The sequence below is a fragment of the Microcoleus sp. MON1_C1 genome (genome assembly GCF_036701945.1).
Lineage (GTDB): Bacteria > Cyanobacteriota > Cyanobacteriia > Cyanobacteriales > Microcoleaceae > Microcoleus.
In genome coordinates this window covers 1-14,848 of sequence record NZ_JAUBRO010000050.1, presented here as the reverse complement: position 1 = coordinate 14,848, position 14,848 = coordinate 1, and the positions used below count along the sequence as shown (strand labels likewise).

At 44.5% G+C, this 14,848-nt stretch carries 12 protein-coding genes and 2 pseudogenes; 13 read left to right on the top strand and 1 reads right to left on the bottom strand.

Going from position 1 to position 14,848, the window contains the following annotated elements:
• Nucleotides 1–44 precede the first annotated feature (44 nt).
• Nucleotides 45–209: pseudogene (locus QUA62_RS23395) on the bottom strand (Uma2 family endonuclease); the annotation flags it as partial.
• A gap of 137 nt (nucleotides 210–346) precedes the next feature.
• On the opposite strand from QUA62_RS23395, the gene QUA62_RS23390 reads away from it, so the two are divergent.
• The 13 genes and pseudogenes from QUA62_RS23390 (at nucleotide 347) to QUA62_RS23330 (ending at nucleotide 14,759) form a co-directional block, all read left to right on the top strand.
• Complete coding sequence (locus tag QUA62_RS23390; protein ID WP_333281013.1) at nucleotides 347–2,059, top strand: HlyD family efflux transporter periplasmic adaptor subunit; 1,713 nt, start codon at nucleotides 347–349, stop codon at nucleotides 2,057–2,059.
• A 73-nt stretch (nucleotides 2,060–2,132) separates the two neighbouring features.
• Nucleotides 2,133–3,305 carry an ABC transporter permease gene (locus QUA62_RS23385; protein WP_333281010.1) on the top strand — a complete coding sequence of 391 codons (1,173 nt, stop codon included), beginning with the start codon at nucleotides 2,133–2,135 and terminating at the stop codon, nucleotides 3,303–3,305.
• A gap of 53 nt (nucleotides 3,306–3,358) precedes the next feature.
• Nucleotides 3,359–5,272 (top strand): TolC family protein, encoded by a 1,914-nt coding sequence (locus QUA62_RS23380; protein WP_333407069.1) that lies wholly within the window; start codon nucleotides 3,359–3,361, stop codon nucleotides 5,270–5,272.
• A gap of 54 nt (nucleotides 5,273–5,326) precedes the next feature.
• Nucleotides 5,327–5,459: pseudogene (locus QUA62_RS23375) on the top strand (ISKra4 family transposase); the annotation flags it as partial.
• 455 nt (nucleotides 5,460–5,914) lie between these two features.
• Nucleotides 5,915–6,178, top strand: a complete 264-nt coding sequence (locus QUA62_RS23370; protein ID WP_333407067.1) for a hypothetical protein — start codon at nucleotides 5,915–5,917, stop codon at nucleotides 6,176–6,178.
• Nucleotides 6,179–6,276: 98 nt separating this feature from the next.
• A complete protein-coding gene (locus QUA62_RS23365) occupies nucleotides 6,277–7,611 on the top strand; it encodes a DUF4912 domain-containing protein (protein WP_333281004.1) in 1,335 nt (444 codons plus the stop codon).
• Nucleotides 7,612–7,758: 147 nt separating this feature from the next.
• Complete coding sequence (locus QUA62_RS23360) at nucleotides 7,759–7,941, top strand: hypothetical protein (protein WP_333407066.1); 183 nt, start codon at nucleotides 7,759–7,761, stop codon at nucleotides 7,939–7,941.
• A 570-nt stretch (nucleotides 7,942–8,511) separates the two neighbouring features.
• Nucleotides 8,512–9,825, top strand: a complete 1,314-nt coding sequence (locus QUA62_RS23355) for an ABC transporter substrate-binding protein (RefSeq protein WP_333280999.1) — start codon at nucleotides 8,512–8,514, stop codon at nucleotides 9,823–9,825.
• Between the two features lie 148 nt (nucleotides 9,826–9,973).
• Entirely contained in the window at nucleotides 9,974–10,882 is a 909-nt protein-coding gene (locus QUA62_RS23350) for a carbohydrate ABC transporter permease (protein ID WP_190737363.1), read from the top strand.
• Between the two features lie 57 nt (nucleotides 10,883–10,939).
• A complete protein-coding gene (locus QUA62_RS23345; RefSeq protein WP_333214384.1) occupies nucleotides 10,940–11,803 on the top strand; it encodes a carbohydrate ABC transporter permease in 864 nt (287 codons plus the stop codon).
• A gap of 168 nt (nucleotides 11,804–11,971) precedes the next feature.
• Complete coding sequence (locus QUA62_RS23340; protein ID WP_333407064.1) at nucleotides 11,972–13,054, top strand: ABC transporter ATP-binding protein; 1,083 nt, start codon at nucleotides 11,972–11,974, stop codon at nucleotides 13,052–13,054.
• Between the two features lie 330 nt (nucleotides 13,055–13,384).
• Complete coding sequence (locus tag QUA62_RS23335; RefSeq protein WP_333214380.1) at nucleotides 13,385–13,744, top strand: hypothetical protein; 360 nt, start codon at nucleotides 13,385–13,387, stop codon at nucleotides 13,742–13,744.
• Between the two features lie 577 nt (nucleotides 13,745–14,321).
• Nucleotides 14,322–14,759 carry a DUF3574 domain-containing protein gene (locus QUA62_RS23330; RefSeq protein ID WP_333407062.1) on the top strand — a complete coding sequence of 146 codons (438 nt, stop codon included), beginning with the start codon at nucleotides 14,322–14,324 and terminating at the stop codon, nucleotides 14,757–14,759.
• Nucleotides 14,760–14,848 lie beyond the last annotated feature (89 nt).

Sequence of the window (14,848 nt, the reverse complement as noted above, 5' to 3'; positions counted from 1 at the left end):
TGCTCTAATTTATTATATTGCGGTTGGTGAATCTTTCGGTGTCGCTACCAAACATCTGTTAAATCTAAGACAAATCCCGGTAACACATCTTCCCCTGACAAAGTGCTAGGATTATCTAATATTTCCACATCCTGATTTTGTCTGTATATCTCAACTTTCTGGTTTTTGCGATCGATTAACCACCCCAAACGAGATCCATTCGCGATGTATAGCGGTTCTCAAGAAAGTGAAATACACGGGCTAGTTCGATGCCCCATACTTTTAGGCCCGATGCCCAATCCCCAAGAGCACCTCATGTTACTGAGAAAGGCTATATTCCCGCATTTTTTCTCGCAATGGTTCCAGGTTGTCAGACTTAGAAAGCAATACAGATTCAGAAGAAATAGCGACCTTAGAAGGGAAGAGAGAAAGTAGTACGTCAACAGATGCTAGAATATCTCAGCCCCAAAGTTGCCTTTTATTTATCCAAACAGTAACCAAAACGGTTAAAGGGCGATCGCGCACGCTTAACAGTTATTTACAGTTTGTAGGGGAGGAGTTGACAGTGAAATATAAAGAAAAAAATAGTTTCAACACAGGAGTCAAATGGCTACTGTGGTCTAGTTTTCTCACTCTAGGCATCGGCGGCGGCTTATTTGCCTACGGGTTATATCAAAATCGACCTCCCGAACCCATAGGAGTGCGCTTGATACCCGTCAAACTTGGCGATATTGAAGATACGATTAACGAAAGCGGTATTGTTGAATTGGGTGGTCAACAAACTCTGAAATCTCCTGATGATGGTACTGTCGATCGGGTGTTAGTAAAGATCGGGCAAACCATCACATCTGGTCAGAACTTAATTACCCTTCGTAACCCCGAACAGAAAACAACTCTCATCAAGCAAGAATTGGAGATTCAGAAACAAAAACTCACTCTAGAAAGCTTCCGCCAAAAAGTTGCCGAAGCTCAGGAAGCACTAAATATCGCCCAAGGGAAACTTCAAAATTATAAATCCGGGCAAAATGACGAGTTATTAGAAATTCAACAAAAGGAACTTACCTTGGCAAATAATCGAAAGAAAGTTGTTGACGCTGAGGAGGGTTTGGCTGCTGCCGATCGGAAACTTACCAATTCTAAAGTATTATTTGAAAAAGGTTATATTTCGGGAGATGCCCTCCAATCGGAGGAAGGGGCAGTTCGCACCGCTAAAACCACTTTACGAGATGTACAGCTTCAAATTAACACGGATCTCCTCGCTCTTAAAGGTTTAAAAAATAAACTGCAAGACAAAGAACAACTACTTCAGAAAGAAGTGATTACTGCTGATTCCCTACTGCGAGCAGCTCAGTTCAACGTTAGCACAAATAGTCGCCTACTCCAAAGCTCTCTGCTTGAATACCAAGAAAAAGAACAAAAACTTAAAAACAATATTGTGACTGCATCTATTGATGGTAAGGTACTTAATGTTCAAGTTAAAAATGGCGACGGAGTGAAGCGGGAAACAGAACTTTTGACATTAGGTGACCCTTCACAAGAACTGGTAAAACTACAGCTTTCTACCCTCAATGCTGCTAAAGTTAGACCCAATCAGTCCGTTCGCATCAGCATTATTGGTCCCAATTCTAAGCAGTTTTCAGGAAAAGTAGACAGCTTATATATTCTTGCTCACAGTGGTGAGAGTAAAGGAAACGACCGCTCTAATCAAGGCAATCAACCAACGGTTCCTGCAACAGTAAGACTCGATGCTCCAACCCGGACTTTGATTCCAGGGAGTCAAGTGAATGTGGAGATAATTTTGCAGCAGCGCCAGAAGGTAGTAGTTTTAAATACAGAGGTAATTGTGCGATCGGAGTCTAAGCCTTTTGTGTGGATTCGTGACAGTCAAGGCAAAGCCCAGAAACGGTCAGTTACATTAGGTTTAGAAGGATTGACACAGGTAGAAATAACTTCTGGTTTGCGGCCAGGTGACAGTGTTGTGATACCCCCTCCTGAACCTTCCTTAAAACCAGGAACTCCTATTCAGGAAGAAAAAACAACTAAAAAGAAAGAAAAAACAGAGGGTGCCGAGCAGGAATAAAGATTAAAGAATAGGATCAAATCAGCTAATTTTATTAATGTACGAAATGTTGAGTTGTGATTTTTAATTACTTATGAGCCTTTCTCCTTTAGACCTCCTCCGCCTTACTTGCATTTCCCTAAGTGGCAATCTTTTGCGATCTGCCCTAACTACAGTCGGAGTTTTTATGGGTGTAGCTGCGGTCAGCGCAACGCTGCAAGTACGCAATATTAGTCGCGCCGTAATTGTTGAACAACTGGCCAAGCGAGAAGCACCTCAACTGGGAATCAGTATTTCGGATGACTTGGGTTTGAAGTTAGAAGATATGGAATTTTTACGGAATCGGCTGAAAGGAATTCAGGCGATTAGCGCAGCAAATTGGTTTGGTTATAACGAAAAAGTTATATTTCAGGCTGAAGAAGCGGAAACTAATATCTTCGCTGTTTCTCAAGATCATTTATTGACATCGGGGCGGCGATTAATGGAGGGGCGTTTTTTTTCACCTAATGATTTTACTAATTATCGACCTGTAGTGGTAATTGATGAAATGCTGGCGACACAACTTTTTAAAGGTGGCACCAAACGTGTAGGTCAGCGCATTTATGCTAAGCGTAGACCTTACATTGTTGTTGGCGTAATGGAGAGCAAGGAAGGCTTTTTTGACAAACCCGAAGCTGAAATGTGGGTGTCGATGTCGGTTTACAAAGCGATGACAGGTAGCCAAAGAATTGGGAGAATTTCGGTGCGCCCTTACAATCTTAAAGATATTAAAGGAATGGAAAAGCAGGCAGAAAAACTTTTGCAGCAGCGCTTTCCCAAGGCAGAGGTTAATACTTGGAACAATGTTCAGGAAATTTTGGAGCAGCAGGAAACTCTGGAACTTGCTTCACAGGGACTATTGGCAGTGGGGGTAATTTCGCTATTGGTGGGAGGGGTTGGTATTGCTAATATTACGATCGCGGCGGTGATGGAACGTACCCCCGAAATTGGTTTGAGACGTGCGATCGGGGCTACTCAGAGAGATATAATGTTGCAGTTTATTCTAGAAGCAGTAATTCTGAGTTTAGCGGGGGGAATTGCTGCTATTGTGACGGTACACGGGTTAACGGTGGTGGTAGCGGATGTTTTTAAGTTGCCTTATAAATTTGACAGCAACACAGCAGCTTTGGCTCTAGGAGCGGCATTAGCGGTGGGTGTAGGAGCTGGATTTCTCCCGGCTCTGCGAGCTAGTCAACTCGATCCTGTTAAGGCGCTGCGTCAAGGGTAGTCATCCCGTAGGAAATCGCCATAGAATTACTTGCAGAAATCACTGGAGTTAGCATGACTGAGCAACCGCACGAAGATTATCTCCCAAATAGCGATTCTCCTGCTCGCTACGATATTCCTTGGATATTTCGTTTTAGCCTAGTTATGCTTGCAACCTGTGGGCTATTGGCGATATTTGCTGTTGCTTTTAAGTCTAGTTCAACAGTCAAAACTGATGTTAGCTCTAAACCTGCGATCGCGCCCAAAATTCTGCCACTTACCACTAAAAAACATCTCCCACACATCCAAAATCCACCGCAAAATCAGGCGCTCATTAAACCCCAAAATCAGAGAGAAACGCCAACTACCAACCAGAGAATAGTTATTCCTCAATTCCCCGGCGAAAATCCAACAAGTAAAATCAAACCCTCACCAATTCCCAATTCCCAATCCCCAATTCCCAATTCCCAAGTATTAACAACTTCTACTACTCAAAAAAAACCTGTTCAACCCGAATCAATAGTAATTTCTGAAGCTCCACCCAATCCAGAAATAACAGCAGAACCCATACCTGAAAATACCCAAAATCCAACTCTTCAACAGCAATCTATAGCGGATGAATTAGGGGTTGAACTGACACTCCAGGAAGTTGTATTTTTAGGCTTAGAAAACAACAGAGATATCAAAAATCAATACCTCGAACGCATCGTCCAAAAACAAGATTTAGCCGTAGCAGAAGGCTTATTTGTCCCTATTTTTACACCGAGACTATCCGTGTCATCAATTCCTTTGAGGAATGGGGGAAGAGTCGCTACTACTGGCGAAGTCGATTTATCTGCCCAGGTGAGTGTCAAAATTCCCACAGGAGGAAATATAAGTTTTGTGTGGAGTGGTAAACAAGGACAAGATGCGAATGGTTTTGGCATTAATAGTGAAGGTTCTTTAAGTCAAAATCTCAGGTTAAATTTTACCCAACCTCTGTTAAGGGGAGCTGGAGTTGCTGTCAATCGAGCACCAATTGAGATTGCTCGCCTGAGTGAAAAAGGAAATATTCTGAGTTTGAAATCGACGCTAATTGAGACAATTACCTCAGTAATTTTAATCTATCGAAAGTTGATTAGGGCTCAGGAACAAGTTAAAATTTCACAAAGTTCTCTGGAAATTGCCCGTCAGCAATTGGAGATTAATCAGGTTTTGATTGAGGCAGGAAGGGTAGCAAAAGTTGAGATTTTTACAAGTGAAAAAGCTGTGGCAGATCTGGAAGTGACAGTATTAGCTAGTGAGGAGCAACTGAAGAAGGCAAGATTAGCACTGCTGCAAGTTCTAGACCTCGATCGCAATCTTAATATAATAGCAAGAGAAGCTGCTGCTGTACAGACTAGCCCTCTGGATTTCTCTAAGATTCTACCATTAGCTCTGTCAAATAGTCCTGGTTATTTACAAGTACAGCTCGACCGGGAAATCGCTAAATATAAATTGCTACTAGCGGAAAATAATCGAAAATGGCAATTGGATGTAAATGCAAGTTATAATAATAATGCTACTAATCTTTCAGACAGCAGCTCGGATTTGAGAGCGGGACTGGTTTTGACTCGCGAATTTGGAAATAGAGGAATTGAGCGAGAGTTTCAGAATAGTCGTGTTAAGCTATTACAAGCTGAGAATAAGTTAAAGGAGTACAATCAAAAGCTGGAAGTTGAGGTCAAAAATGCAATTCGAGATATAAATTTGAATCTTAAGCAAGTAGAACTAGCTCAAAAGTCAAGGGAGTTAGCGCAAAAGCTATTAGAAATAGAGAAAGAAAAAAGAAGATTGGGAGTGGAAAGTTCTCGGAGTATCGATATTGTGAATCTTCAGAAGGATTTAATAGAGGCTAGAAATGCAGAACTTGATGCGAAAATTGCCTATTTTAATGCTTTGACAAATCTTGATAAAATAATAGGTACTACTTTGGAGACGTGGCAGGTGAGGATTGAAAATGAAGAATGATGTTAGTTAGTTGTTATCGGATTGAATGAGACTTGTCAGTAATTCCAACCAGGCTCCATCGGATCGGGAGCGGTAGAATCAGCCGTCAAGCAGATAGGTACAAGGCTAAAAATTTCATTCTTCACAGTAGAAATCTGAAAGTGTTTCGCAAATGTTACAACTGCGTTGTGCCTACTTGAATGGTTAATTTGCAGTTTAATATTTTTGCAAAATCGGGATGCTCCCGCGAAGCCTTCTTGTTAGAAGGATTATAGAGCAATACGGTTCAGTTAAGGAAAATTGTAGCGAAAATGTTGGGCGGAGTGAAACGGAGGGTTCGTTCCACGGGCCCAACCTACGCACGATCTGTTTTTTAGCACTAACCCAAGCGTATTGGATTATAGAGAAAGTCTTCCACTTTGTCATATTCGCAAAGACATATCCATTCTAAACGATCGCCCCCACCCTCCAAACCCATCAAAAGCCCCTCTCCGCATTTGTCATCAAATCCTCACATTTGCTTCAACACCGATCCCCCAACTCTCCCAAATGTCAAGATTCCCTGACATATTGATCCCCAAAATCCCGAAAATGCGTATAAGTACCCAGGATTGAGGCAAAAGACCCCTTGACCCGATCGCAAGTTGTCTGCAACATTGAGTCATGACAAAGCGATCCCAAAGAAATGCTTGGATTAAGCAGCACTGGGAGTCGAATAGCGCGTGTGCTGCCAGCACAGCGTTGCTAGCAGCACCGATCGCACTCACAAAATCGATCTTGTCAATCAAGAATCGACAGATAAAGCTTTATTTAGATCTGACGGTGCGCGGCGAAGCCCAGAAGTCCAAACCCCCGATCGCATTGGGGACAAGACAAGCTAAAAACAAGCAAGGCTTCAAAGGTTGGAGAGATTTGGAAGCTCGATAATATGTGGATTAAAAAGAGTTTCTAACTCAAAAAGTCAACACTTTTGTGTTGAGAGGAAAAATCTAACCCGCCATCCCAAATTAGTGGAGAACAAACTCATGGCAAAAGAACGCCCACCATTAGAAGAGATGACTTTGCGACAACTCCGCAGAGTTGCTAGCGAATGTGGAGTCTCTCGCTACAGTCGGATGCGGAAATCGCAACTTCTGGCATCAATTCAAGAAATTCAGCGCACTAAATTTTCCTACAGCCCATCTCGCAAACTAGAGGCACAAGAAGCAGTGGAAGCAGCAAAGTTTGAACTCGGTCAAGAAGATAGAACAGGCGGTTCTTTGTCGTCTGTAGATGAAGGTTTAGCAGATTTGCCCAACGGCTACGGCGAAAGCCGGGTTGTTTTAATGCCCCGCGACCCAGAATGGGCCTACACTTACTGGGACATTCCCAACGATCGCAAAGAAGAATTGCGTCGCCAAGGAGGACAGCAACTAGCGCTGCGGCTCTACGACGTTACAGATGTTAACCTCGAAACTCAAAGCCCGCACAGCATTCAAGAATATCCCTGCGACGAACTGGCGCGGGAATGGTACGTGCCAATCCCGGTGAGCGATCGGGACTACGCGATCGACATCGGCTACCGCTGTGCAGATGGCCGCTGGCTGGTATTAGCTCGATCGGCCCAAGTCCGCGTTCCTCCCGTCTATCCCAGCGACTGGATTGAAGATCAATTCATCAGCCTCGATTGGGAAGAAGAGTTGCAAGGCAAAACCTTCGCCGAACTGGTTCCTCCGGCCAAGAAAATGGCACAAGCAGCTAATGGCTTCGGTTTCAGCCCCAGCAACGCCATCTACGAACAAATCTTCGGCATGGCAGAATCTGCCGAATCCCTGCGGGTAGCGGGTTCTATTTTTGGTTCCATGCAGCACGTCGCCGGTTCCGTCCAGCAAGTCGGCATCCACGAACAAGCTGTAAGTTCCTACGTGTTCCCCTCCGGCGTCGGAATGTGGGCTGCTCCCACCATGTCCGGCCTCACCGCGTCGGGTGTCGGTATGTCCGGCCTCACCATGTCGGGTGTCGGTATGTCCGGCCTCACGATGTCCGGTTTCGGTATGTCAGGTGTTGGTATGTCGGGAGTTGGCTTCGCCGCCCCGATGCGCCCCCGCCAGTTCTGGTTAGTTGCTGATGCCGAACTGATCGTTTACGGCGCCACCGAACCCGATGCTACCGTCTACGTAGGCGGACAGCCGATTAAACTCAATGCGGACGGCACTTTCCGCTTCCAGATGTCCTTCCAAGACGGCTTAATCGACTATCCGATTTTTGCCGTAGCCGCAGACGGCGAACAAAACCGCGCCATCCACTTGAAATTCAACCGCGAAACTCCAGAACGGCGCACCAATACCAAGCAGGATGCCGTTGTGGAATGGTTGGGCTAATCCCAAAGGTCGATCGAGCGGCGGGCGCTTATGCAGGTTTGTGCCAATTTTTGAACCATCACAAGGCATAGCCTCAGCCGATCGTGATTTGTTAAGGTTAATCGCAGACAACAACCCATAACACCCCCTATACACCGTTCTCCTGTTTTGAGGAGCGGTGTTTTTTGTATTTGGAAGGAAGAAGGAAGTTCGGCAACGGATTCTGTAACGGATGTAACGGATGTAACGGATGTAACGGATGTCAGTCCGATGGAAGTCGGAAGAAGGAAGAAGGAAGAAAAAAGAAGGGAGAAGGAAGAAAATTTTAGTTATCTAGGAGAGAAGTTTTAGTTATCTAGGAGAGAAGGAAGAATCAATCTACTGCATGGGTTTTAGCAATTAAGAATGTCCTCACCATCAGGGCGGTTGCTATATGGCAAAATACCTGGCAAGTGGGCGATCGACAAAAGTTATAGCTATTCGGAAAAGTAGGGATAAATATAGATTGTATGCGAGCATCTGTAGGGACTTAGGCAAAGCCTAAGTTTCTACTTTATTTCATCCGATTGACAACGGCTATCTTACTTATATCGTTTCCGGTTGCAGCGGTATTTTTCAAATGTCCAAAAAGTCAGTTTGCTCGAAATCATAATTTTAGTCAATAGCAAACAGTTAACAATCATGAGGAGGGCAACCGGAATTGATATCAGACAATTTTATTAATATCTATCTGTAGATAGATGTTTACTTAAATCCCGTTGTTGCTAGTTAAATCAAAATTTGCACTCTTCACTCAAGCATTATTAAGTAAGCTAAAGTTTACTTAAATTTTTATTGCACAAACTCGGTAAATCCAGCGAAACAAAAGAAAGCGAGTTATGAGAGAAAGAAGGCGATCGCACAGCCACTTCTCAAAAACAAATGCAAAAAATCAATTCCCCGCCGCAACGAAGGCAGAAGCCTCGCCTTTTAGCCTTATTCGCTGTCACATTAGCCACCGTCTTGCTTTTATTTATTCTGCCGGCACTGACTCAACAGCCAGTCGTGCTCACCATGTTAATGCAAGGCCAAGACATTGTTAACTGGAGACCCTTTGTCAAAGAATTTGAACAGAAAAACCCCGACATTCGCATCAACCTCATAGAAGGGCCTTTTGACACCAACCTCATAGAAAATCTTTACACATCTGCCTTTCTTTTAGGCGAATCGCCCTACGACATCATCAACATGGATATTGTCTGGGTTCCCAAATTTGCGGCCGCAGGTTGGGTAAGCGATTTGACAGACAGAATTTCCCCCGAACAACTATCAAAATTCATCCAAGGTAACGTAGAAGGCGGGCGGTATCGAGGCAAACTTTACCGAATTCCCCACGCTTCCGATGCCGGAATGCTTTACTACCGCAAAGACATTTTAGAACAAGCGAAAATTCCAGTGCCAAAAACCTTTGAAGAGATGGTAAAAATCTCTCAAAACTTGCAGAAACAGGGAAAAGCAACTTGGGGTTATCTGTGGCAAGGCAAACAATACGAGGGAGTATCTGCAATGTTTGTCGAGGTGCTCTCCGGTTTTGGCGGCTTTTGGGCTAACCCTCAAACTTTTGAAGTTGGGTTAGATAAACCCGAGGCAATTAAAGCAGTGGAATTTCTCAAAAAAACGATCGCCTCCGGTATCTCTCCTCCGGGCGTCACCACCTACGGCGAAGAAGAAACCCGGCTGTTGTTTCAAAATGGCAAAGCGCTGTTTTTGCGAAACTGGCCGTATGTTTGGAAGCTGGCAAATGCCGAAGGATCGAATGTTAGAGGCAAAATTGCGATCGAGCCAATGCTCAGCAGTACGGGTAAAACAGGCGGTTCCTGCTTGGGTGGCTGGGGCTGGGGAATTGCCAAAACCTCAAAACATCCAGAACAAGCTTGGAAAGCAATTCAGTATCTTACCAGCGAGGAAACCCAGCGCAAATTTATTTTAGAAACCGGTTTAATTCCCAGTTACAAATCGCTGTTTACCAACAAAGAAATAGTCGCCAAATATCCCCACTACCCGCAACTGCTAAAAGTAGTGGAACGGCCAGCTTTGCGGCCGCCCCTGGCACAATACGCTCAAGCTTCTGATATTTTGCAGCGCTATTTGAGTTCAGCTTTTACCGGGAGAATGAGTGCAGAACAAGCAATGAAAGCAGCAGCTAGCGAAACTCGCAATTTATTAGGCAGTTTAAAACAACCCCAAGCTTCGTAAAACTGACATCTTGCTATTCTGTTATAAACAGGCAAGATGCCTGTTCCACAAAGAGTTGGAAACAGGCAAGATGCCTGTTCCACAAAAAGTTAATTCAATTCTGGGGTGGGCTTCTATCCGGCCCAAAAATAAATTAAAGGTGAACAATATGCAATTAGACAAGATGCGACAGCGCGAACAAAAAACCGGATGGATATTAGTAGCACCAGCTTTGATAATTCTGATGCTAGTATTTGCTTACCCAATATTGCGCGCTTTTTGGCTGAGTTTATTCACCCAAAACCTCGGTACAGAATTAAAACTGGTTTTTTCCGGTTTTGCTAACTACAGTCGAATGTTAGGGGACGGGCGTTTCTGGCAAACTTTAGGCAACACCACTGTATTTACAGTCGTCTCTGTTTTGCTGGAATTAATTCTTGGTATGGGCATTGCCTTAGTCTTAAATCAATCTTTCACAGGGCGCGGCATTGTTCGCACAATCTCCCTGCTACCTTGGGCGCTGCCGACTGCATTGATGGGAGTAGCTTGGGCGTGGATTTTTAACGACCAATACGGCGTAATTAACGACATTTTAAGGCGTTTGGGATTGATTCAAAACAGCATTAGCTGGCTGGGAGATCCGACTTTGGCAATGATGGCAGTGATTACAGCAGATGTGTGGAAAACGACGCCCTTTGTCAGCTTGCTTTTGCTAGCAGGATTGCAATCAATTCCCGGTGATTTGTACGAAGCCCACGCCATTGACGGCGCGAGTAGCTGGCAGAGTTTCCGTCAAGTTACTGTGCCCCTGCTGATGCCCCAAATTGTGATTGCTTTGCTGTTTCGATTTGCCCAATCTTTCGGCATTTTTGACTTGATTCAGGTGATGACGGGAGGGGGGCCGGCGGGGGCAACGGAGACGGTTTCTATCTACATTTACAGCACGGTGATGAGGTATTTAGACTTTGGGTACGGGGCGGCTTTGGTGGTGTGTACTTTTTTGCTGTTAGTGGCAGCAGTTGCGATCGCCGCTTACCTGTTATCGAGAGCCCGCGTCAATGCAGCCGGAGGAAACTAAGACGATTTTAGATGTGGGATTGCCAACAGTTACACTTTTATTTCATTGGTATAAATTATGTCGATCGCCCGCGAACAACCCACCAAAAAAACCTTTGACATCCGCCAATTAATCTTGCCAATCTCAGCACTATTAATCGTCGCATATTTCCTCGCACCTATTATCTGGCAGGTGCTAACTTCTTTCAAAGTAAATGCAGATATTTCAGCGATTCCCAACGTCTACATTCCCAAACGAATTACTTTCGAGCATTACCTGTCCCTATTCCAGCGTCGCCCGTTTGCACTTTACATTTTAAATAGCGCTTTTGTTTCGATTACTTCGACATTGCTGTGTTTGGCTGTAGGCGCTCCCGCAGCTTACGCTTTAGCCCGGTTGCGGCTGTGGGGGGAGAGAATCATCCTGGCAACTGTGACGATAGTTACCCTTTTTCCGGCGGTGCTGCTATTTTTAGGACTTCTAGAAATTGTCAAAGCTTTGGGTTTAGGGAATAATTATTTAGCATTAATTATTCCTTACACCGCTATCAATTTACCGCTGACAATTTTGGTGATGCGGAGTTTCTTTCAACAGTTGCCAAAAGATTTGGAAGATGCGGCTAAAGTAGACGGATACAACACTTTTCAAATGCTGTGGCAAATCGTGCTACCCATGACATTTCCAGCTTTAGTCACAACTGGAATTTTGACATTTATTTCAGCTTGGAACGAGTTTATTTTTGCACTAACATTTATGACTCGCGAATCTCTAAAAACAATCCCCGTCGCCACGGCTCAACTCAGCGGAGTGTCAGTATTTGAGATTCCTTACGGCCCGATCGCCGCAGCCACCGTTTTGGGAACATTACCCTTAGTTTTCCTGGTTTTAGTATTCCAGCGTCGCATCGTTCAAGGTTTAACTGCGGGGGCGGTAAAAGGATAGTTTAGAACTCCTTCCTAGGCTCTGCCTGGGAACCGATATCTAGAGGCTCTGCCTCGCTTTTTAAACAGGAAAATTGGAGGCAGAGCCTCCGGATATGCGTTACCAGGCAGAGCCTGGTAACGAGTAAACATCAACAGTCAACAGTCAACAGTCAACAGTTTAAAAATCATGGCAAAATTGCAACTCAAAAACCTCAATAAAACCTACAGCCCTAAAGTAGTTCCCGTAAAAGACATTAGTTTGGATGTCAGCGAAGGGGAATTTCTGACTTTGTTGGGGCCGTCGGGGTGCGGCAAATCTACGACTCTCAGGTTAATTGCAGGGTTGGAACAGCCGACTAGAGGCGAGATTAGAATTGGCGATCGCGATGTCACTTATCTCAGACCGGGCGATCGCGATATTGCAATGGTTTTTCAAAGTTACGCGCTGTATCCGCACATGACAGTCTACGAGAATATGGCGTCGAGCCTCAAACTTCGCAAAATCCCCTCCAGCGAAATCAATCGGTTAGTGACGGAAGTTGCAACATCCCTCGGATTGACGGAATTAATCGATCGCAAACCCGGAAAACTATCAGGCGGACAGCGACAGCGAGTAGCCCTCGGCCGCGCATTAGTGCGCCAACCGGAAGTATTTTTGCTCGACGAACCTTTGAGCAATCTCGACGCATTATTGCGGGAAAAAGTTAGGGCAGAACTCAAACAATTATTTTCCTCCCAAAAAGCTCCTGTAGTGTATGTAACTCACGACCAAACGGAAGCAATGACGCTTTCTACAAAAGTCGCAGTTCTCAACAGCGGCAACGTGCAGCAGCTCGATCCGCCACACTTAATTTATACCCGTCCTGCAAATCAGTTTGTAGCCGGTTTTGTGGGCAGCCCGCAAATGAATTTGCTCGTGCTTAAATGCCAGGGAAATTTTGCTAAGTTGGGGGATTTTCGAGTTCCACTCCCAAATATGCCGACTGTGCCGCCAGAAATTGTTTTAGGAATTCGTCCTGAACACGTCGGCTTTGCAGATGCTGAGTCCGGCAATGTGCCGGGCCCAGACGCCATTAAAGGTGAGGTTTATTTAGTGGAAAACTTGGGAATGCAAAATTTAGTTAGCGTCCGAGTTAAAGGCGTGGACTCAGTAACGGTGCGGGCTTTGCTGCCCAATGACCGCCACTGGAATTCAGAAATTGTAGAGCTGGTTTTCCCGCCTCAGTTGCTGCACTGGTTTGACGTGAAAACGGGCGATCGCTTGCAATAAGAATTTGCCCTGCATAGCATGATTGATTAGAAATGGTCTAACCCTGTGCTGAAAAATATTTTTTTTGCTTATAACTAAGTTATGACTTTAGTTAGAGGTAGAACTCTTTGGCTGCTGTTAAGGTGATATTCATGTGTGAAAAAGCTAATTGGCTGACACATAGGTTGCGTGTTTACCAGATTTTATCGCTAACCTATAACTCTATTATTTATGTGGTTAATGGCAAGTTGAAGCTAAGTTGGCTTTCCCTCGCGTTAACTGCTCATGTTGGAGCAAGTCAATTAGTAGATGAAAAAATGTTGAAAATTATCACCAATCAACTTAGGGAGTATGACCGAGATGAATTTGATTTCCACAGCCATTGCTCGCATTAGTTCCCTGCTTAAGGGCTTTCAAATCAAGAGTTTTTTGAGTGTTGTCCTAGTCGGTTTTCTGCTTCTGACAACAAATGTTGATTCGGCGCGCAGTAACCAAGGTATTGGCGGGCAAGCCAGCTCAAAGGCAGATCTAAACAATTCTGAAAGACCCCAAACAACGCGGGAATGGAGGCAAGAAGCTCGCGAAACGTCAGACTCTCCGGGCGAACGAGTTCAGAAGATTGGTCAAGAGGCAGGAGCAGCCGTGAAAGAATTCGGTGAGATGTACCAAGACACTGCTAAGAGAAGTGTCCGCGAATTAAAGGATAAGTAGGTCCAGCTAAAAAAATCTAACACTGAGAAACCTGATTGCTGTAGGGGCAGCCTCAAGAGTGTTCGCCCTGGCGGGTTTCTCAAGGCGTGAACAGTTTGACGTTTAAATAGGTTGAGCTACTTAATACGGCAGAGACAATCAAGTAGGCGAACATAAATAAACTAAGGCTGACGTTCATAAACCCGGTTTCTCATGTGAAACTGGGTTTTTGAGTAGGAAGCTTTTTATGTTAAATTAAATCAAAGTCGCGTTAAAAACCCCTTGATAAGACTCGGCGGTTGAAACTGAGATATTGCAACATTCTCAATCAGCATTTCAAGGGCGTTGCTCTGAGCAACGGCCCACAAGAAAATTGAAGTATGAGTGGAACACGCCGGAAAGCTGGTCCATGAAAATGGTGCTATTAGGTCAGTTAAAACCGCTTTTCACTTCAAACTCCTATCTGGCTTCGATCGCCCCTGGAATGCGAGTTCGAGGTCAAACTACACAAACTTTTGTCCCTCTCGCTTGAGAGTAATAAATAAGGGGTAAGGCACTTAGGTTGCACCCTACATATAGAAGTTCCGCGTAATTCCTGATGAATAAACATTTTAACACTCTTTGCTTGACCGGCCTGCTGTTCATCCTGCCTGTTTGTCCGGCAACAATTGCCCGCGCTCAACTTCCTGAAACTTCGGATACTAACGCCAAGCAAACAAATCTCCTCAAAGATGAACTGTATTTTGGGTTAACTAAACCGGGAGGCGAGCCAGTTTCTGAAGCAGAATGGCAGGAGTTTGTCAGCGCAGTTATTACCCCTCGCTTTCGGGAAGGGCTAACGGTATTAGACGGATCGGGGCAATTTCTCAACAGTTCGGGAATTCTGATTCGAGAAAAATCTAAAATAGTTATTTTGATTTATGAAAGTAGCCAGGAAAAAAATCAAGCTATTAATGAAATTATCGAAACTTACAAGCGCACTTTCCAGCAAGAATCTGTGTTGCGGGCTACCAGCGAAGTTAAGGTTTCTTTCTGATGCGGTTATCCAATCATACCAATTTAATATGAAGCTGCATAGAATAAAGCTTCCAGAATGAAAGTGTAAGAAGATAGTGAACTGATTTC

Coding starts and splice junctions, on each gene's coding strand:
- QUA62_RS23380 (WP_333407069.1), top strand. CDS start 3,359: ATGACTGAGCAACCGCACGAAGATTATCTCCCAAATAGCGATTCTCCT.
- QUA62_RS23385 (WP_333281010.1), top strand. CDS start 2,133: ATGAGCCTTTCTCCTTTAGACCTCCTCCGCCTTACTTGCATTTCCCTA.
- QUA62_RS23370 (WP_333407067.1), top strand. CDS start 5,915: ATGACAAAGCGATCCCAAAGAAATGCTTGGATTAAGCAGCACTGGGAG.
- QUA62_RS23350 (WP_190737363.1), top strand. CDS start 9,974: ATGCAATTAGACAAGATGCGACAGCGCGAACAAAAAACCGGATGGATA.
- QUA62_RS23335 (WP_333214380.1), top strand. CDS start 13,385: ATGACCGAGATGAATTTGATTTCCACAGCCATTGCTCGCATTAGTTCC.
- QUA62_RS23330 (WP_333407062.1), top strand. CDS start 14,322: ATGAATAAACATTTTAACACTCTTTGCTTGACCGGCCTGCTGTTCATC.
- QUA62_RS23340 (WP_333407064.1), top strand. CDS start 11,972: ATGGCAAAATTGCAACTCAAAAACCTCAATAAAACCTACAGCCCTAAA.
- QUA62_RS23345 (WP_333214384.1), top strand. CDS start 10,940: ATGTCGATCGCCCGCGAACAACCCACCAAAAAAACCTTTGACATCCGC.
- QUA62_RS23355 (WP_333280999.1), top strand. CDS start 8,512: ATGCAAAAAATCAATTCCCCGCCGCAACGAAGGCAGAAGCCTCGCCTT.
- QUA62_RS23365 (WP_333281004.1), top strand. CDS start 6,277: ATGGCAAAAGAACGCCCACCATTAGAAGAGATGACTTTGCGACAACTC.